Below are 19,115 nucleotides of genomic sequence, written 5' to 3' on the forward strand. Positions count from 1 at the left end.
CAGGGAGGCGCCATGATCATCGAGCAGCGGAAGCCGACGCCGGAGGCCGCCCGGCGGCGGGTGGTGGTGCTCGGCGGCACCGGTTTCCTGGGCCGCCCGATCTGCCGGGCGCTGGCCGACGCGGGGCACACCGTCATCGCCGTGGCCCGTACGCCGCGCGAGATCGGGCCGGGTGTCGACGTGCGCGCCCTGGACCTGGCGGCCGCCGACGTGGACGAGATCACCGCGCTGCTGCGCGACCTCGAACCGGACGTGGTGGTCAACTCCGCGGGCGGGATGTGGGGGCTCAACGACGCGCAGATGCTCGCCGTCAACGTGACCCTGGTCGAGCGGCTGATCGAGGCCGCCGGCCGGCTGCCCGGACGGGTCCGGGTGGTCCAGTTGGGCAGCGTGCACGAGTACGGGCTGGTGCCGGTCGAGGAGTCGATGCCCGAAGGGCTGCGACCCGCGCCGGTGATGGCGTACGGCGAGTTCAAGCTGCGCTGCACCACGGCGGTCGCCGAGGCCCACCGGGCAGGCCTGATCGAGGGCGTCACGCTGCGGGTCGGCAACGTGATCGGCGCCGGCCAGCCCGGGCACAGCCTGCTCGGCGTGGTCGCGGGTCGGCTGCGCGACGCCCAGCGCGCCGGCGAGCGGGCCCGGCTGGAGCTGGCCCCGCTGGGCTCGCGGCGGGACTTCGTGGGTTTGAGCGACGTGGTCGCCGCCGTACTGCTGGCCACGACCCGGCCCGCAGCGGCCGGTCACGTGATCAACATCGGTCGCGGAGTCGCCGCCAGCGCCCGTGATATGGTCCAGCTCCTCATCGACGTCAGTGGGGTGCCGACCGATCTGGTCGAGGCCGAGCACACCGGCCCGGCCGAGACGAGCTGGCAGCGGCTGGACGTCGGGCTCGCCGCCGAGGTGCTCGGCTGGTCGCCGAGCGATGATCTGCACACCGAAATGAAGCACTTGTGGGAGCACGCCGGCGCCGAGGTGCCCGCCTGATGGTCGAGAGGTCCTGACCGCATGACTACCCCCGCCCTCGTCCGCTCCCGTGGCACGCTCGCCGATCTGCTCTCCGGCCGCAGCAACGGCATCGGGCTCATCCGGCTCTGCCTCGCGATCGGCGTGGTGTTGTCGCACTCCAAGCCGCTCGGCTTCGGTGCCAACGACCTCGGCTACCACCTGACCGGCCGGCAGACCAACGTCGGCACCATGGCGGTGTATGGCTTCTTCGTGCTCTCCGGTCTGCTGATCACCCGCAGCGCCAGGCGTACCGGCATCATCCGCTACGCCTGGCACCGCGCGCTGCGCATCTTCCCCGGCCTCTGGGTGTGCCTGCTGATCACCGCGTTGGTGGTCGCCCCGCTGGTCGCCCTGCGCGAGCACGGCACCACGGCCGGCTTCTTCGACAACGCCTGGGACCGGGGCGGCCCGCTGGCCTACCTGCAGGCCAACTGGTGGACCGGCGTGCGCCAGTACGGCATCGGGGACCTGCTGCGCGAGAGCACCCCGTGGGGTGAGAAGAGTAATTCCAGCGTCTTCAACGGCGCCCTGTGGTCGCTCAAGTACGAGATGTTCTGCTACGTCGTGGTGGGCGTCCTGGCGATCACCGCGGTGCTGCGCAACGCCCGCCGGTTCGTGCTCTTCCTGACGGTCGCGCTCTACCTGAGCATCCTGCAGGACTGGGTGAGCTCCGGGCGGCTCAGCGGGCCGGCGTCCACGGCGAGCTGGACCTTCGACTCGCCCCTGGTGGGCGTGATGAGCTTCCACTACATCGTCTACCTGGGCTTCCTGTTCGCGTTCGGCGCGACCCTGGACCTCTACCGGGAGCGGGTGCCGATCAACGACGCGCTGGGTATCGGCTCGGCCGTGGCCCTGGGGCTGTCCCTGCTCTTCGGCGGCTTCTTCGTCATCGGGTTGCCGGCGTTCGCGTACCTGCTGGTGTGGCTGTCGGTGCGGATGCCCCGCCAGCTGCACTGGGTGGGCCGCAAGAACGACTACTCGTACGGCATCTACATCTACGGGTTCGTCGGCCAGCAGGTGATGGCGAGTCTGGGGTGGAGCCGCTGGGGGTACGTCCCGTTCGCCGCGATGTCGCTCGCGGTCGCCTTCGTCGCCGCGTTCGTCTCGTGGAAGCTCGTCGAGCGGCCGGCGCTGCGGTTGAAGGACTGGACGCCGGGCTTCGTGGCCCGCCGGTCGACGCAGCCGGTGCCGGCGGAGCAGCAGACCGCCGTGGCCGAGGAGCCGCCGGGGACGTCGCAGCCGGCCTCGGTCGGCGGCCCGACCGAGGAGCTGCCGCAGCAGCACGCCACGCTGGTGACCGGGCGGTAGCCCACCGGGTCCGCCCCCACGTCGTACCCTCGGGGGCGTGGCCACGGCGGCGGAGGAGATCCGGGTGGGGGAGCGGCTGGTCCGTGTCTCCAGCCCCGACAAGCCGTACTTCCCGGAACGTGGGCTGACCAAGCTGGACGTGGTCCGCTACTTCCTGGCGGTCGGCGACGGCATCCTGCGGGCGCTGCGCGACCGGCCGACCATGTTGGAACGCTGGCCGCGCGGCGTCTTCGAGGGCGCGACGATCGCGACCCGGCAGACCAACCGCGGCGATGCCTTCTACCAGAAACGGTTGCCGGCGGGCGCGCCCGAGTGGGTGCGCACCGCGCACATCACGTTCCCGAGCGGCCGGACCGCCGACGAGGTCGCGCCGAGCGAGCTGGCCGTGGTGATCTGGGCGGCCAACCTGGGCACCCTGCGATTTCATCCGTGGCCGGTGTCCGCCCGCGACGTGGAGCGCCCCGACCAGTTGCGCATCGACCTCGACCCGCTGCCCGGCATCGGCTTCGAGCAGGTGGTGCCGGTGGCCCGGGAGGTGCGGGCGTTCCTCGCCGAGTTGGGCATGACCGGTTACCCGAAGACGACCGGCGGGCGGGGCCTGCACGTGTACCTGTCGATCGAGCCACGGTGGAGTTTCGGCGAGTGCCGCCGGGCGGTGCTCGCGCTGGGGCGCGAGATGCAGCGTCGACTGCCCGAGCTGGTCACCACCACCTGGTGGCGGGATCAGCGGGACCGGCCGGTCTTCGTCGACTACAACCAGATGTCCCGCGACCACACCATGGCGTCGGCCTACTCGATCCGGCCCACGCCCCGGGCGCTGGTGTCGGCGCCGCTGGACTGGGCGGAGCTGGACGACGCCCGTCCGGAGGACTTCGACGTGCTCACCATGCCGGCCCGGTTCGCCGGGCGTGGCGACCCGCACGCCGGCCTGGACGGCGACCGGCACTCGCTGGAGCCGCTGCTGGAACTGGCCGACCGCGAGGGCCTGGAGGCGCCGCCCGAGCGGTGACCTACTGCCAGGGGCTCTGCGTGCCCTCGAACTCCTCGAAGACCAGCCACGACCGTGTCGACAGCACCCCGGCGATGCGCTGCACCCGGTCGAGTACGACGTCCCGCAGGGCGGCGTTGTCCGGCGCCCGGACCAGGGCCAGCACGTCGTGCTCGCCGCTGAGTAGCGCGACGTGCTCGACGTAGCGCACCTGGGCCAGCTCGGCCGACACCTCCCGCCAGGTGTTCTGCTCGATCGTCAACGCCATGTACGCCGAGGTGCCCAGCCCGGCCGCCTCGGGCGCGACCTGGGCGCGGAATCCCGTGATCACGCCGTCGCGCACCAGGCGCTCGACCCGGGCGTACGCGTTGGTGCGCGAGATGTGGATCCGCTCGGCCAGGGTGCGCACCGACGTACGCCCGTCGCGGACCAGTTCGTCCACGATCCGCCGGTCGACCTCGTCCAGGGCTCGGGCCGATCGTCCCGCTCCGGTCGCCCGGCCCGCTTCGTCTTCGGTCTGCTGGCTCACCGGTCTGCCTCTCGCATGCCAAACGTCCCGCCTTCGTCGTGGATCTTGAGTCAATCATCCGTCAGGCGGAAGCATAGGCTCACCACACGTCCCAGGAGGTCCCGCCGTGACGACCACACCCCAGGCGGTCCGCAGGGCATCCCCGCGCGCCCGTCGGACGGTCACCCCGCCCGACCCGGCGCGTCCGCTGCTGCCGGACGCCGAACCGGTCCGCCTGCTCGATCAGACCGGCACGCCGCTGCCGGCCCGCACCGACTACCCGGAGCCGCCCGTCGAGGCGCTGCGGGAGCTGTACCGCCGGATGGTGCTCGGCCGCCGGTTCGACACCCAGGCGACCGCGCTGACCAAGCAGGGCCGCCTCGCCGTCTACCCGTCGTCCCGGGGCCAGGAGGCGTGCCAGGTGGCCGCCACGCTGGCCGTCCGCGACACCGACTGGGTGTTCCCCACCTACCGCGAATCGATGGCGCTGGTTGCCCGAGGCATCGACCCGGTCGAGGTGCTCACCCTGCTGCGCGGCGACTGGCACTGCGGCTACGACCCGACCCAGGTACGCACCGCACCGCAGTGCACCCCCCTCGCGACCCAGTGCGTGCACGCCGCCGGCCTCGCCCACGGTGAGGCCTACCAGGGGCGTGACACCGTCGCGCTGGCCTTCATCGGCGACGGCGCGACCAGCGAGGGCGACTTCCACGAGGGCATCAACTTCGCCGCCGTGTTCAAAGCGCCGGTCGTCTACTTCGTGCAGAACAACAGGTACGCCATCAGCGTCCCGCTGTCCCGGCAGACCGCCGCGCCGTCGCTGGCGTACAAGGGCGTCGGCTACGGCGTACCCAGCGAGCAGGTCGACGGCAACGACCCGGTCGCCGTGCTCGCCGTGCTGACCCGCGCGGTCGCGCACGCCCGCGCCGGCAACGGGCCGTTCCTGGTGGAGGCGCACACCTACCGGATGGAACCGCACACCAACGCCGACGACGCCAGCCGCTACCGCGACGGCGCCGAGGTCGACGCCTGGCGCGACAGGGACCCGGTCGCCCGCCTCGAGACCTACCTGCGCGCCCGCGGGGTGCTCGACGACGCGGCGGTCGCCGAGATCGCCGAGCAGGCCGAGGCGTACGCGGCGGACCTGCGGACCCGGATGAACGAGCAGCCCACGGTCGACCCGCTGAGCCTGTTCGACCACGTCTACGCCGAGCCCACCCCGCAGCTCGTCGAGCAGCGCGAGCAGGTCCGCGCCGAGCTGGCCGCCGCGACCGACGAGGACGGTGCCGCCTGATGGCCACCACCATGGCGAAGGCCCTCAACACCGCGCTCGCCGACGCGCTCGCCGCCGACGAGAAGGTCGTCGTCTTCGGCGAGGACGTCGGGCAGCTCGGTGGCGTCTTCCGCATCACCGACGGCCTCCAGGCCCGCTTCGGCGAGGACCGCTGCTTCGACACCCCGCTCGCCGAGGCCGGCATCGTCGGCTTCGCCGTCGGCCTGGCCATGTCCGGGCTGCGGCCGGTCGTCGAGATGCAGTTCGACGCGTTCGCGTACCCGGCGTTCGAGCAGATCGCCTCGCACGTGGCGAAGCTGCGCAACCGCACGCGGGGCGCGCTCAGCGTGCCCATCGTCATCCGGGTGCCGTACGCGGGCGGGATCGGCGGGGTCGAGCACCACTGCGACTCGTCCGAGGCGTACTACGCGCACACCCCGGGCCTCAAGGTCGTCACCCCGGCGACCGTCGACGACGCGTACTCCCTGCTGCGCGAGGCGATCGACGACCCCGACCCGGTGGTCTTCATGGAGCCCAAGAAGCTCTACTTCGCCAGCGCCGACGCGGACCTGCCGACGCGGACCGCGCCGTTCGGCCGGGCTGTCGTGCGCCGGCCGGGCCGCGACGCCACCCTGGTGGCGTACGGGCCGGCGGTGCCGGTCGCCCTGGAGGCCGCCGAGGCCGCCCGCGAGGAGGGCTGGGACCTGGAGGTCGTCGACGTACGCACCATCGTGCCGTTCGACGACGCCACCGTCACCGCCTCGGTCCGGCGCACCGGCCGGTGCGTGGTCATCCAGGAGGCCCCCGGTTTCGCGGGCGTCGGCGCCGAGATCGCCGCCCGGGTACAGGAGCGCTGCTTCCACGCGCTGCACGCCCCGGTGCTGCGCGTGGCCGGGCTGGACATCCCCTACCCGGCGCCGATGCTGGAGCACACCCACCTGCCCGGCGTGGACCGCGTCCTCGACGCCGTCGCCTGCCTCCAGTGGGACGACCAGCCGGACGCGCGCTGGGCGGCGGCATGACCACCGTCGAGCGGACCCAGGTCTTTCTCCTGCCCGACCTGGGCGAGGGGCTGAGCGAGGCCGAGATCGTCGAGTGGCGGGTCGCCGTCGGTGACGTCGTCGAGGTGGACCAGAGCGTGGTCGAGGTGGAGACCGCCAAGGCGGTCGTCGACGTGCCCTGCCCGTACGCCGGACGGGTCGTGACCCTGCACGGCGCGGCCGGCGAGGTACGCCCGGTCGGCCAGCCGTTGATCACCATCGCGCCGCTAGACGGCGACGGTGGCGAGCCCGCCGGGCACGCCACCTACCGCGAGGAGGAGCGGGCCGGCTCCGGCAACGTCCTGATCGGGTACGGCACCGGCCACGGCGGGGCCACCCGGCGTCGACGTCGGCCCCGGCTGGCCCTCGCCCCGGACCCGGCCGACGTCGGCCCGGCGGACGCCACCGCGTCCGACGCGACCGGGCCTGCCACCTCCCGGTCCGACGCTCCCGGGTCCGACGGTGGCCCGACGGTCGGCCGTACCCCCGACGGAGAGGCCGCATCCGGCGGCCCGGCGCGGCCGACGGGCGCCCTGGTCATCTCGCCGATCGTGCGCCGGTTGGCCCGCGAGCGCGGCGTCGACCTCGCCACGGTGCACGGCACCGGACCCGGCGGGGTGATCCGCCGCGCCGACGTGGAGGCCGCGCTCACCGCGCCCGCCGCCCGGCTCGCCGCCGTGCCGGACCCGCACGTCGCCCCGGCCCCGGTCGGGGACGGCGACGTCGTCGTGCCGCTCACCGGCGTCCGCAAGGTCATCGCCGACAAGCTCTCCCGCAGCCGGCGGGAGATTCCCGAGGTGACCATCTGGGTCGACGTGGACGCCACCGGGCTGCTGGAGACCCGGGCGGCGATCAACGCGGCGACGCCCGACGCCCCGGTGAGCATCCTGGCCCTGCTGGCCCGGATCTGCCTCAGCGGCCTGCGCCGGTACCCGCAGCTCAACGCCCGTGTCGACACCGAGGGTCAGCGGATCGTCCAGTCCGCCGGCGTGCACCTGGGTATCGCCGCGCAGACGGACCGGGGCCTGCTGGTGCCGGTGCTGCGGGACGCCCAGCGGCTCACCACCGCCGAACTGGCCGCCGCGCTGGCCGAGACCACGGCCGCGGCCCGGGCCGGTACGCTCGCGCCGGCCCGGCTCACCGGCGGCACCTTCACCCTCAACAACTACGGGGTGTTCGGCGTGGACGGCTCCACGCCGATCATCAACCATCCCGAGGCGGCGCTGCTCGGAGTGGGGCGGATCGTGGACAAGCCGTGGGTGGTCGACGGGCAGTTGGCCGTCCGCAAGGTCACCCAGTTGAGCCTCACGTTCGACCACCGGGTCTGCGACGGCGGGGTGGCCGGTGGCTTCCTGCGGCACGTCGCCGACTGCGTGGAGCGCCCGGCGCTGCTGATCGCCGCCGTCTGACGCGTACCCCTGGGGCCCCGACGCCGCCTGCGCGGCGTCGGGGCCGCCGCTTCCCGGGGTTTCCCGGCCGTGTCACCGGGAAGTCGGCCCCGCCGGACGCGTCGAAGGGAGCCGACAGGTGGGCGTGGCGAACGAGCTGCTACTCAACTCGATCCGGGTACGGCGGCCCGCCGCTGCCGGCGCGCCGCTCTACTGCGACGCCCAGGAGTACGGCCTGACCGGTGACGGCGCGACCAACGACCAGCCGGCGCTGGCCGCCCTCGTGGACCGACTCGGTGAGGGGTACGCCTCGGACGGCCGGGCCCGCGTCATCTACTGCCCGCCGGGCATCTACTCGATCCGCGACGCCGGAACGGTGTGGCGCAGTGGCGTCTCGCTGATCGGCGCCGGCCCGGCGGCGACCCGGTTCATGCTCAGCAACGAGGGCAACCGCGCCGACCCGACCCCGCTGGCCTTCTGGACCACCGTGCAGCACGGCGCGGACCGGGACCGCCACATCGCCGACTGCACCTTCGCCGACTTCCAGATCGACGGCTCCGGCGTCGCGATGGCCGAGTACAACTACCTCGCCAAGGGACTGGGCCTGCAGTACGTCGTGCGCGGCGTGTTCCGCAACCTCTACATCCACCACACCGCCGCCACCGGGCTGGGCTGCGACTTCCTCCAGGACTCGCTGATCGACGGCGTGGTCGTGGTCGGCTGCGGCCGACTGGACAACGGCGAGCAGATCGGTGGCGCCGGGATCGGCGTGGGCATCGGTGGGTGGGGCGCGGTGGAGCGCCTGACCATCGCCAACTGCACCACCCTCGCCAACGGCACCAACGGTATCTTCCTCGAACTGCAGAAGGACTACTGGACGCCGCCACGTGGCTACCGCATCGTCGGCTGCCACAGCCAGGGCAACCGGTTCGGCATCTCCGACTGGGGCGCCGACGGTCTCATCGTCTCCGCCTGCACGATGACCGGCAACCTGGAGACCGGCTTCGACATCTCCGCCATGGGCACCGCCGGGGTGGCCGGGCGCGGTGGTCTCGTCGCCGACTGCGTCATCGACGGCAACATCCGCGACGGGGTCAGCGTCGGCAACACCCCCGGCCCGTACACCATCCGGGGCAACCGGATCAGCGGCAACGGTCAGCACGGCTACCACGCGCACGACCTCGGCCGGGGCTACCAGGGCCCGGTGCGGGACGTGGTGATCGAGAGCAACGACTTCTGGGGCAACGGGCTGGACGCCATCCGGATCGACCACCAGATGACCGACGCGGTGCTGCTCAACAACCGGATCCGCAACAACGGCCGGCAGTACGCGCAGGCCGCCAGCGGCAGCGGCGAGACCGTCCGCTACGCCGAACGATCGGTGGTGGACCGCTCCGCGAACTGGCCGCACGACGGTCACCGGGGCAAGGTCCTGCGGGTGGGACGGGCCGTGGCCATGGTCGCCGCGAACACCGGCGACGAGCTCACCCTCGCCCCGGCGCGTCCCGACGGCATCAGCGCGTGGAGCGGGGACATACCGCCCCCGGGCTGCGGGTACGAGCTGTCCGCCGCCCCCGAGCGACGAGCCGGCATCACCATCGACGCGGCGGTCGACTCGGCCACCATCCGCGGTAACCGGATCTGGGACAACCACGAGGACCCGACCCAGACCCACGGCTTGTGGATCACCGGGCGGGGGAGCTGCGTGGACTGCCGGGTCGAGGACAACGACCTGGCCGGCAACGTCGACGACGGGATGCGCCTGGACACCCCGCCGGTGGGCGGACGCTGGCGTGACAACCACGTCGACAACGACTGGAGCTGACCTGCCGCAGCCGCAACGCGAGGCGGCGGCGACCGGAACGTCCTCCGGTCACCGCCGCCGTCACTTCTCGACAGGTCAGCCGGCCAGGCCGGCGACCGGGGTGGGATCGAGCACGACCGTCGCGGAGGCGGTCTGCGGCGGCACACCGGGCTCCGTCGGCGCGTCGGTGTACTCCGCGACGAACACCGCGGTCAGGTTGTCCGCCCCGCTGTGCCCACCGTCCAGGAACGTGGGGATGGTGCCGGAGCAGCCCGTCGCCGTGGAGAGCGGGTGCCCGTGCTCGTCGTGGCCGAGCACGTAGGTGACCTTCACCCGCGAGCAGTCCACCGGCAGGTCGTCGGTGACCTTGATCTCGTACGCCACCGTCTGCCCGAACTGGAAGGGCTGCCCGGCCACCGGAGCGACGAACTCGATGACCGGCGCGGTCGGCCCGACCACCAACGGCAGGGTCGCCGAGGCCGAGCGTCCGGTGCGGTCGGTCACCTTCAGCGTCGGCGTGTACGAGCCGTTCTCCTGGAACGTCCACGTCGGATTCGGATCGGTGCTGTCCACCGAGCCGTCCGCGTTGAAGTCCCACGCGTAGCTCAGCTTGTCACCGTCCGGGTCGGTGGTGCCGGCGCTGGAGAAGGCCACGGTCAGCGGGGCCTGCCCGACCGTCGGCGTACCGCTGATCTTCGGGATCGGCGTCCGGTTGCCCCGGACGAAGTCGATCCGCGACAACTGGGCGTCCGGGTTCTCGGCGAAGTAGCCGTCGCCGTACTCCAGCACGTAGAGCGCGCCGTCCGGACCGAACTCCATGTCCATCGGGTTGTCCACCACCAGCGACGGCGCCACCGGACGGATGTCCTGCACGTCGCCGTCGGAGTCGAGGCGGAACTCCTTGATGTAGTCCCGGGTCCACTCGTAGAACAGCGGCACCCCGTCGTAGTAGGCCGGCCACCGCGTACGCGACGTGCTGGTCCCGTCGTAGTCGTACGCCGGGCCGCCCATCGGGGCGATACCGCCGGTGCCCAGCTGCGGGAACTCGGCCGAGGGAGCTGCCGCGTACCAGACCTCCGGCTGCTCGACCGGCGGCAGCACGCGCTTGCCCGTGTTGTGTGGTGAGTCGTTGACCGGGCGCTTGCAGTTGAACTTCGGCCCGGACTCGCCGGTGGCGAAGTCGTAGTCGCGGTAGGCGATGGTCGGCGTCACGCAGTACGGCCAGCCGTAGTTCGCCGGCTTGTCGATGCGCATCCACCGACCGTGCCCGGCCGGGCCGCGCTCCGGATTCGCCGTGGAGGCGTCGGGGGAGTAGTCGCCCACGTACACGTTGTCGGTGCGCCTGTCGACCGCGAACCGGAACGCGTTGCGCAGCCCCATCGCGTAGATCTCCGGGCGGGTCTTCTCCGTGCCCGGCTTGAACAGGTTGCCAGCCGGCACCGTGTACCCGCCGCCCGCCTTCACCTTGATCCGCAGCAGCTTGCCGCGCAGGTCGTTGGTGTTGGCCGCGGTGCGCTGTGCGTCGTACGCCGGGTTCCGGTCGGCCCGCTCGTCGATCGGGACGTACCCGTCGGAGGCGAACGGGTTGGTGTCGTCACCGGTCGACAGGTACAGGTTGCCCTTGCTGTCGAAGTCGATCTGACCGCCCACGTGGCAGCAGATCCCCCGGTCGGTCGGCACGTCGATGATCTGCTGCTCGCTGGCGAGGTCGAGCTTCATCCCGTTGAGCTTGAACCGGGACAGCCGCAGCGCGCCCCGGAACCGCTGCCAGTCCGCCGCGGTGCCGACCTCCGGCGCGTCCCCCTCGTTGACGTCCGGCGTGGCCGGGTCGTCCACCGGGGTGTCCATCGGCGGTGAGTAGTACAGGTACACCCACTTGTTCTGAGCGAAGTTCGGGTCGATCGCGATGCCCTGCAACCCCTCCTCGTCGTGCTGGTACACGTCGATGTCGGCGGCGAGGGTGTTCAGCCCGGTGCGCGGGTCGTGGATGCGCACCTCGCCCGTCCGGGAGGTGTGCAGCACCCGCAGGTCGGGCAGCACGGCGAGGCTCATCGGCTCGCCCGGGAAGTCGTTCAGCGTCACCTTCTGGAAGCTGCTGTCGGGTGGCGGGGCCGGCGCGGCGGTCGCCGCCGTCGGCACGGCCAGCCCGGCGGTCACCAGCAGCAGGGCGGACGCGAGTGCGGTTCGATGCATCTGGTAGCCCTTCACGGTGCTCAGTACCGGAGTGCGGCGAGGTAGTCGAAGCCGACCCGGGCGGTGTCGATGGCGTCGGCGGGCACCCGCGGCGAGGTGCCCGCGTCGTCGCGCTCCACGATGTACTCCTCGATGCCCGCCTCGCGCTCGTGGGCGAAGATGCGGCCGAAGTCGATGACACCGTCGCCGAGGTCGGCGAAGCCACCCTCGACGTCCAGGTCCTTGACGTGCACCTGGCGGATCCGTCCCCGGTTCTCCCGGATCACGTCGACCGGGTCGTGCGCGCCACGCCAGGTCCAGTACAGGTCCAGCTCGAAGTGGACCAGCCGAGGGTCGGTCTGCTTGGTGAGAATGTCGAAGCCGGTCGAGCCGTCGGTCAGCGGCACGAACTCCAACTGGTGGTTGTGGTAGCCGAAGTCGAGACCAGCCCGCTCGGCGAGCCGGCCGGCCTGGTTGAGGTCCCGGGCCAGGGCACGGTAGATGGCCGGGTCCCGGTACGGGCGGCCCTCGGCGTCCCGCCCGAAGTACGGGTGCACGATCTTCTTGCAGCCCAGCGTGTTGGCGTCGGCGAGGGCGCGTTCCCAGGTGGCGGCGTCGAACGGCTGCGGGATACCGGTGTGCCCGGAGGTGGCACGCAACCCTGCGGCGTCGAGCGCGGCGCGGAACCCCGCCGCCGTACGCCCGACGAAGCCGGCGTGCTCGACCCGCCGGTAGCCGATGCGGCGCAGCGCGGCGAGGGTGCCCGGCAGGTCGGCGGCGAGCTGGTCACGCAGGGTGTAGAGCTGGATGCTGATGCGGTCCACCGGCACCCGACGCCGACCGTGGGACTGGCCCGCGGCGGCGGTGTCACCGGCGGGTGCCGCGCTGGCCGGGCCGGCGAGAATCCCGGCGGCGCCAACGGCGGCGGCGGAGACCGTCGCGGCGCGGAGCAGCCCGCGCCGGCTGACCGGCTCGGAGGTCACAGTCGACTCCGAGCGGTTGGCCTGGTGATCCATGGTGGTGGTTCCTTCCTGACGGATGGCGTGCCGTCGGCAGCGGTCAACCGGCTGCCCGCACCGGGACGCGCCGAACCGACCGGAGATGCGCTCCGGCATGGACGGTGTGGACGACGCGTTATCCGCGGTCGGCGACCCTGTGGGCGGACCGCGGCCCCCAGCAGGGGCGGCAGGTTGGCTGATCGACGAATGGGCAACCCTCTATCTGAAACGCGACCCTACCCTTGACTCCGGACAAAGGCAAAGCTCCCTCACGATCGGCAGAAGTTTCGCTCCACCTGACAAAAGTCCGCCCACCAGGTGCGCAACCCAGAATCCCCGCCCCTCTCCGTGCCGCGCCTCTCCGCGCCGCGCCTCTCCGCGCCGCGCCTCTCCGCGCCGCGCCTCTCCGTGCCGATCTTGCGCTTTCTGCGGCGACATACCGGGCATCCCACTCCTACCGACCGCCGAAAGCGCAAGATCGGCGCGGGGGGTCCGGCGGGCGCGGGCGCGGGGTGAGCCCAAGACGTCTCGAAGCCACTGCATCCTGGATCGAGCGCGATCTTGAGGCGTGTGGGGTGGTCGCCTCGTCCCTCGCGCAGGCTCAACCGCTCCTCGCGGGTTGCGAGCTTGCCAAGATCCTCGCAACATCGGGGATCTTGCTGCCTCCCATACGGCGGAGGCAGCAACATCGGGGAAGTTGTGCGGATCTTGCCCCGCCCAGCCCGGCCCCGCCCGGCCCCGCCCGGCCCCGCCCCGCCCGGCCCCGCCCGGCCTCGCCCAGTCCCGCCCCGCCCGGCCCCGCCCGGCCCCGCCCCGCCCAGTCCCGCCCAGCCCAGTCCCGCCCCGCCCGGCCGCCCCGCCCCGCCTGGCTGAGTGTCGCTTCGGTGCTCGCTGCGTCAGTCGGGCCGCTGGGGTGATAGGCGGGTCGGACCGGACGTTGCGGGTCGGTGGGTATGGGGGTGGCCGGAGAGTGCCCACAACCGGCAGTGGTGCGCTTTCTCGGCAAGTGGCGCAGTGGAGGAAAATGCGCCGATAAATGCGCTCGCGATTATCTCCGAATGCCGTGAATGCTCGTGTCGAGGCGGCCAGAATGTGAGCGAGGGAAGCCGAAAACGGGGGGACTGAACATGACGTCTAGGCGGCGATTGACGCTGTTGGCGGTAACTGTCGCGGCCGCACCGCTCGTGCTGGGCGGGTGCACCATCGGTCGGGACCCGGTGGCCGGGCCGGCCAAGGGGCACGCCGCGCCGCCGGAACTCACCGTCACGCCGGGCGACAAGACCCGCGAGGTCCCGGTCAGCGCCGAGGTCGGCACGGTGGTCAAGGGTGGACGGGTCACCGCCGTCCGCCTCACCGACGACAAGGGTGCGCAGGTCAAGGCGGAACCGCGTGAGGATGGCTCGGGTTGGGTGCCGAGCGCGCCGCTGCAACCTCGGCGCACGTACACCGCTGAGGTGACGGCGACCGGCGACTCGGGTGCGACGACCACCCGGACCACCACGTTCACCACGATGGCCCCGTCCACGAAGCCGCAGGTGACCAGCACGCTCTATTTTGTCGGCAACCGGACGTACGGTACTGCCATGCCGGTAACCGTGGCGTTCGACCCGGCAATTCCGAAAGAGGCCAGGGCGGATGTGCAGCGCCGGTTGTTCGTGAAGACGAATCCGCCGCAGCCGGGCACCTGGTCGTGGCTGGACGACGGCAGTCAGGTCTATTACCGGGCACTCGATTTTTGGAAGCCGGGCACGACGATCAGCGTCCGGGCTGGCCTCCAGGGGCTGCCGATCGGTAAGAAGCTGGTGGGGGACTCCGAGCGGACCGCGACGTCGAAGATCGGCAAGCAGGTCTCGTTGGAGATCGACAACGCCACGAAGCAGATGTCGGTGCTGCGCGACGGCAAGCTCATCAGACGTATCCCGGTCAGCCTGGGCAAGCCGAGCACGCCGAGTTCCAGCGGCAAGATGGTGATCATGGAGAAGCACGAGCGGACCACCTTCGACACCCGGGGTGAGCCGAACGGCGGCTACGTGGTCGACGTCGACGATGCCCAGCGGCTCACCTGGGGCGGCGAGTTCATCCACTCGGCACCGTGGTCGGAGGGTGATCAGGGCTCCACCAACGTCTCGCACGGCTGCGCGAACGTCTCCGCCACGGCAGCGGACTGGCTGATGGGGGTGACCCAGGTCGGCGACCTGGTCACCGTCAAGGGCACCGAGGTCGAGTTGCAGCCCGGCAACGGCTGGACGGCGTGGAACGTGAGCTGGGACGAGTTCGTCAAGGGCAGCGCGCTGCCGGTGCCGCCGGGGCTCAAACCCGCGCCGGTCGCCCCGGCGCACCCGGGCGCGGTCGCCGGTGGGTCGCCCGCTCCGGCGCCCTCGGTGAGCGGCCGCTGACACACACCCTCCGGGCCGGTCCACCCATGCGGTGGGCCGGCCCGCTCGCCTTCGCGGGGGACCCGCCCGCGTCGGGGTCGGCCGCCGCCCGGGGGCGCGACGCGCGGGCCAGGCTCTTCACCCCAGGGGTACGCGTGCCACGCCGGACCCGGTGAGGCTGCCCAGCCAGAGGTGGTCGCCGTGCTGTCGTACCCCGGTGATCATCCAGTAGTGCCCGGTCGGGCCGTGCAGCGTACGGCGGACCGTGCCCTCGCCGTCGACCAGCGCGACCAGCCCGTAGCGGCGTGGCTGCGGTTGCATGGCGTCGGGCAGCAGCGCGGCGAGCTGGCGCAGCCGGGGGTGCGGCAGCAGCCGTTCGGCGATCGGCACGCGAGGGCTGGGCAGGGCGATCCAGTACGTGCCGTCACCCACGGCGCAGAGATTGTCCGGGTAGGCGGGCAGGTCGGCGAGGACCCGCACCCCGCCGCCCAGCTCGACGCGGAGCAGCCGGTGGGTGGTCGTCTCCACCAGCATCAGCGCCGACTCGTCGGGCGTCAGCGCGATGCCGTTCGGGAAGTACAGCCCTTCGGCCGCGACCTCGGTACGCCCACTGCCCGGGTGGTGAGCCAGCACCCGGCCGTTGGGGCGGTGCTCCAGCAGGTCCCGTTTCCAGTGCGACACCGGAAACCGGTCCGACGAGTCGGTGAAGTAGACGGTGCCGTCGCGGGCCACCGTCGCGTTGTTGGCCAGGTGCACGGGCGGCTCCGTCCCGGTCAGCTCGCGGACCGTTCCGTCCGGCGTGACCCGCAGCAACCCCCGGTACGCGTCGCAGACCACCAGGGCCTCGGACGACGGGTCCAGTTCGATGCCGAGCGGCCGGCCGCCGGTCTCGGCCAGCAGCCGGCCTCGGGTCCCGGCTGGCGCGTCGACCGGCCACCACCAGAGGTTGCCGTCCTCGTCGCCGCTGACGACCCGGCCGGTCGGGTCGACGAGCACGTCCTCGGGCCCGACGGCGCCCTCGGGAAGGGGCAGCAGGTCGACCTGGTCGAGGCGGCGGTCGGTGGCCGCCCACACGCCGTGCAGCGGAGGCGGGACGGTGGCCGGTTCGCGGACGGGCCGGATCAGCCGTGGCGGCCGGGGTCGGGGGATCACCATCGGTTCATTCTCCGACGCCGATGCGGGGGCGCGGTCGAGGCGCGCCACCTGGCCGTTCGGCCGAGCCCGGCAGCCGGTGGCCCCCCTGCGGGCGGATGAGGGGAACCCTCGGGGATGACCCTGGACGTACCCGGAATCACTCCGCGCAGGGGCGAAACTGTCGGTGGTGGGGGCTAGATTTCAGGGCATGGAAGAGCGCAGCGACCGGATCGACGTGCAGGTCAGCGTGGGTGACCAGGTGGTCCAGGTGCGGGTGACCGGTGAGGTCGACATCGCGACCGTAGCCGCGTTCCGGTCCGCGCTGTGGTCCGCACCGGCGCGTCCGGTCGTCCAGCTCGAATTGTCCGGGCTGCGACTGCTGTCCGCCGCCGGGGTGCGGGCTCTGCTGGCGGCGCATCTGCGCGTCCGGGCGCGGGGCGGCGAGCTGGTCGTGGTCGATCCGACGCCGGTGGTGGCCCGTGTGCTGCGCGCCACCGGCCTGCACCGGGTGATGCCGATCCTCGAACCCGCCCGGGTGGTCGAGGCGGCCCGTCGCGGGGCGTCCGCCGATCTGGTCGCGCCCGTCCGCCGTCCGCCGGCCGCGCCCGGTGACCTGGTGCTGGCGGCCTGACCCGGCAGGGCGGTCCGACGTCGATTCAGACACCCGTAGGGGCCGTCCGGCGCGATGCCGGACGGCCCCTACGACGTGTCGGTCAGCGCACGCCGAGCAGGTCGACGATGAAGATCAGCGTCTCGCCCGGCTTGATGACGCCGCCGGCGCCACGGTCGCCGTAGCCCAGGTGCGGCGGGATGGTGAGACGGCGGCGGCCGCCGACGCGCATGCCGGCCACGCCCCGGTCCCAGCCGGCGATGACCTGACCGCCGCCGAGCGGGAACTCGAACGCCTCGCCCCGGTTCCAGGACGAGTCGAACTCGCCGCCGGTGGAGTGCGACACGCCGACGTAGTGGACGCTCACCAACTGGCCGGGCTCGGCCTGCGGGCCGTCGCCGACAGTGATGTCCTCGATCACGAGGTCGGCCGGCGGCGCACCCTCGATCGGACCCACCTCGGGCTTGCCCGATCGGGCGCCTGCTGCCTGGTTCATGCGGGATCTCCTGCCGTGTCGCGGTGATGTCTCCGGTCACCGTCGATCCTGCCGGATCGCCGAGGACCGATGGCGGGACACCCCGAACCCGGCCCGGACGACGGCGGCGGACGTCACCCGGAGGTGACGTCCGCCGCGCGGGGGATCCTCACCGCAGCCAGGGCGCCTGTTGGACGATCGGCAGCCTCGCCCAGGCCTTCCCGAGGCCCCAGGTGTCACCGGCGTCGACCAGGGCCAGGACGGCGAGCACCGCGGCGTAGATCAGGTGGTCGTCCATGAAGAGGTTGTTCTCCGGAGGCAGGACGGCGGTCCACATGAGGACCAGCAGCAGCCCGCCGGTGACGACCGCGACCCGCACGCCGACCCCGAGCAGGAGCGCGATGCCGATCCCGGCGAGGCCGACCATGAACAGCCAGTCCGCCCAGGCGGCGCCGGCGATGCCCGTGTACGCGTCCTTGAACGGGCCGGCGACCCCGAAGGTGAGGAAGCCCTTGGTGGGGCTGCCCCCGTTGATCCAGGCGTTCTTCGACTCGGTCTCGTGGCCGAGGCCGAACAGCTTGTCGAGGAACGCCCAGAGGAAGATCCAGCCGAGCGCCATCCGGATGCCCGCCAGGACGTACCGGGCGGCCCTCTCTCGGGTGGTGTCGGCGGCCGGAGCGGTGGTCCCGGCGGTGGTCCGCTCGATCGTCGCGGCCATGGTGTCCACGTCCCTTCTCAGCCTCGCACCGCGCTTCCCGGTGGCATCTCCAGTGGACGCTCACGGCGGGCCCGGCGGCAGGGCCGACCGGACTCCACCGGCCCGGGACCTTCGACCCCACCTGGCCCGGCCCACGGACCCCTGACCACGGCCGCCGTCCGGCCGTAGCGTGGGTGCGGTCGAGGACCGCCCCTCACCGTCGTCGCGAACCCAACCGGGAGGACTCCCGTTTCCGCCGCCGCCGGACCGGGCCGGCGCGGACAGCGGGGTCGTGACCGTGGTTTTGGCGACCGGCCGGGAGCCGCTCACATAGGCTCGGGGAGCACCGTCCGGCCGAGAGCGGGCGGTGCGCCGTGGTCGATGCGGGGGGCACCGGTGGCGGAGGCGACGGTCGCGGTGCCGCCGTGGGCGTGGACGGCGGTCGCCGGGTTACTCGTCGTGCTGCTCACCGTCGACGTGCTGGCCCACCGCGACAACCACGTCATCGGGCTGCGTGAGGCGCTGTTCTGGAGCGCGGTCTGGGTCGGCGCGGGCCTGCTGTTCGGGTTGGTCGTCTGGTGGACCCTCGGCGGCGACCCGGCCATCGCGTACTTCTCCGGCTATCTGCTGGAAAAGGCGCTCTCGGTGGACAACGTGTTCGTCTTCGCCCTGCTCTTCGGCTATTTCCGGGTGCCGCCGGGCTACCAGCACAAGGTGCTGTTCTGGGGTGTCGTCGGGGCGCTGACCTTCCGGCTGCTGTTCATCCTCGCGGGCGTGGAGCTGCTGGCCCGGCTCACCTGGGCCGGGTTCGTGCTCGGCGCGTTCCTGGTGTGGACCGGCTGGCGGCTCGCCGTACGCGGCAAACCCGACGTGGACCCGGAGCGCAATCTGGTGGTCCGGCTGTTCCGTCGGGTGGTGCCGACCGACGCCCGGTACCACCGTGACCGCTTCACGGCCCGGGTCGGCGGGCGGCGCGTGGCGACGCTGCTGCTGGTGGCGCTGGTCGCCATCGAGGCCACCGACGTGGTCTTCGCCATCGACTCGGTGGCGGCGATCCTCGCCATCACCACCACGACGTTCCTCGTCTGGACGGCCACCGCGTTCGCCGTGCTCGGGCTGCGGAGCCTCTACTTCTGCCTGGCCGGGCTGCTGCGGCATTTCGGTCACCTGCGGTACGGGCTGGCGCTGCTGCTCGCGTTCGCGGGGGTGAAGCTGATCCTGGCCGAGACGCCGGTGGGCAAGCTGCCGGTGTGGTTGACGCTCGCCGTGGTGGTGCTGACCGTCGCGGTCTCCATCTCGTCGAGCGTGGTGGCCGCCCGGCGTGCCGGGCGCTGACAGCT

16 protein-coding genes are annotated in these 19,115 nt (G+C 72.4%); 10 read left to right on the forward strand and 6 right to left on the reverse strand.

Annotation, left to right across the window (positions count from 1 at the left end; all coding sequences use genetic code 11):
* Window positions 1-12 precede the first annotated feature (12 nt).
* Genes ACN269_RS03375 through ACN269_RS03385 form a run of 3 tightly spaced genes read left to right on the forward strand, consistent with a single transcriptional unit; the run spans window position 13 to window position 3,322 of the window.
* On the forward strand, window positions 13-984 hold the full coding sequence (locus ACN269_RS03375) for an NAD-dependent epimerase/dehydratase family protein (RefSeq protein ID WP_421470961.1): 972 nt from the start codon (window positions 13-15) through the stop codon (window positions 982-984).
* A 21-nt stretch (window positions 985-1,005) separates the two neighbouring features.
* A complete protein-coding gene (locus tag ACN269_RS03380) occupies window positions 1,006-2,313 on the forward strand; it encodes an acyltransferase family protein (RefSeq protein WP_421470962.1) in 1,308 nt (435 codons plus the stop codon).
* Window positions 2,314-2,350: 37 nt separating this feature from the next.
* On the forward strand, window positions 2,351-3,322 hold the full coding sequence (locus ACN269_RS03385) for a DNA polymerase domain-containing protein (RefSeq protein ID WP_421470963.1): 972 nt from the start codon (window positions 2,351-2,353) through the stop codon (window positions 3,320-3,322).
* 1 nt (window position 3,323) lies between these two features.
* Here the strand turns inward: ACN269_RS03385 and ACN269_RS03390 are convergent, their stop codons facing one another.
* Window positions 3,324-3,767 carry an Lrp/AsnC family transcriptional regulator gene (locus ACN269_RS03390; RefSeq protein ID WP_421476180.1) on the reverse strand — a complete coding sequence of 148 codons (444 nt, stop codon included), beginning with the start codon at window positions 3,765-3,767 and terminating at the stop codon, window positions 3,324-3,326.
* Window positions 3,768-3,903: 136 nt separating this feature from the next.
* Here ACN269_RS03390 and pdhA point away from each other — a divergent pair, with 136 nt between their 5' ends.
* The 4 genes from pdhA (at window position 3,904) to ACN269_RS03410 (ending at window position 9,335) form a co-directional block, all read left to right on the forward strand.
* Window positions 3,904-5,103: a pyruvate dehydrogenase (acetyl-transferring) E1 component subunit alpha gene (gene pdhA / locus ACN269_RS03395; protein ID WP_421476181.1), complete on the forward strand. Its 1,200-nt coding sequence runs from the start codon at window positions 3,904-3,906 to the stop codon at window positions 5,101-5,103.
* Window positions 5,100-6,104: an alpha-ketoacid dehydrogenase subunit beta gene (locus ACN269_RS03400; RefSeq protein WP_421476183.1), complete on the forward strand. Its 1,005-nt coding sequence runs from the start codon at window positions 5,100-5,102 to the stop codon at window positions 6,102-6,104. Before pdhA ends, ACN269_RS03400 begins: the two co-directional genes overlap by 4 nt.
* Complete coding sequence (locus tag ACN269_RS03405) at window positions 6,089-7,531, forward strand: dihydrolipoamide acetyltransferase family protein (RefSeq protein WP_421476185.1); 1,443 nt, start codon at window positions 6,089-6,091, stop codon at window positions 7,529-7,531. The genes ACN269_RS03400 and ACN269_RS03405 overlap by 16 nt, the downstream gene beginning before the upstream one ends.
* A gap of 124 nt (window positions 7,532-7,655) precedes the next feature.
* Window positions 7,656-9,335 carry a right-handed parallel beta-helix repeat-containing protein gene (locus ACN269_RS03410; RefSeq protein ID WP_421476186.1) on the forward strand — a complete coding sequence of 560 codons (1,680 nt, stop codon included), beginning with the start codon at window positions 7,656-7,658 and terminating at the stop codon, window positions 9,333-9,335.
* 75 nt (window positions 9,336-9,410) lie between these two features.
* Here the strand turns inward: ACN269_RS03410 and ACN269_RS03415 are convergent, their stop codons facing one another.
* Window positions 9,411-11,507: a PQQ-dependent sugar dehydrogenase gene (locus tag ACN269_RS03415; protein ID WP_421470964.1), complete on the reverse strand. Its 2,097-nt coding sequence runs from the start codon at window positions 11,505-11,507 to the stop codon at window positions 9,411-9,413.
* A gap of 20 nt (window positions 11,508-11,527) precedes the next feature.
* On the reverse strand, window positions 11,528-12,502 hold the full coding sequence (locus ACN269_RS03420; protein WP_421470965.1) for a sugar phosphate isomerase/epimerase family protein: 975 nt from the start codon (window positions 12,500-12,502) through the stop codon (window positions 11,528-11,530).
* A gap of 1,109 nt (window positions 12,503-13,611) precedes the next feature.
* On the opposite strand from ACN269_RS03420, the gene ACN269_RS03425 reads away from it, so the two are divergent.
* Window positions 13,612-14,880 (forward strand): Ig-like domain-containing protein, encoded by a 1,269-nt coding sequence (locus tag ACN269_RS03425; RefSeq protein ID WP_421470966.1) that lies wholly within the window; start codon window positions 13,612-13,614, stop codon window positions 14,878-14,880.
* 117 nt (window positions 14,881-14,997) lie between these two features.
* On the opposite strand, the gene ACN269_RS03430 is transcribed toward ACN269_RS03425, so the two are convergent.
* Window positions 14,998-16,014 (reverse strand): SMP-30/gluconolactonase/LRE family protein, encoded by a 1,017-nt coding sequence (locus tag ACN269_RS03430; protein WP_421470967.1) that lies wholly within the window; start codon window positions 16,012-16,014, stop codon window positions 14,998-15,000.
* Window positions 16,015-16,201: 187 nt separating this feature from the next.
* Here ACN269_RS03430 and ACN269_RS03435 point away from each other — a divergent pair, with 187 nt between their 5' ends.
* Complete coding sequence (locus ACN269_RS03435; protein ID WP_421470968.1) at window positions 16,202-16,624, forward strand: STAS domain-containing protein; 423 nt, start codon at window positions 16,202-16,204, stop codon at window positions 16,622-16,624.
* 82 nt (window positions 16,625-16,706) lie between these two features.
* Here the strand turns inward: ACN269_RS03435 and ACN269_RS03440 are convergent, their stop codons facing one another.
* Window positions 16,707-17,099 carry an FKBP-type peptidyl-prolyl cis-trans isomerase gene (locus tag ACN269_RS03440; RefSeq protein WP_421470969.1) on the reverse strand — a complete coding sequence of 131 codons (393 nt, stop codon included), beginning with the start codon at window positions 17,097-17,099 and terminating at the stop codon, window positions 16,707-16,709.
* Window positions 17,100-17,247: 148 nt separating this feature from the next.
* Entirely contained in the window at window positions 17,248-17,805 is a 558-nt protein-coding gene (locus tag ACN269_RS03445) for a hypothetical protein (RefSeq protein ID WP_421470970.1), read from the reverse strand.
* Between the two features lie 351 nt (window positions 17,806-18,156).
* Between ACN269_RS03445 and ACN269_RS03450 the strand changes: the two genes are divergently transcribed.
* The gene (locus ACN269_RS03450; protein ID WP_421470971.1) at window positions 18,157-19,110 is read left to right on the forward strand and encodes a TerC/Alx family metal homeostasis membrane protein; all 954 of its coding nucleotides are present in this window, start codon (window positions 18,157-18,159) and stop codon (window positions 19,108-19,110) included.
* The last annotated feature ends 5 nt before the right edge of the window (window positions 19,111-19,115 follow it).

The sequence above is a fragment of the Micromonospora sp. WMMD736 genome, from assembly GCF_049179015.1.
GTDB lineage: Bacteria > Actinomycetota > Actinomycetes > Mycobacteriales > Micromonosporaceae > Micromonospora.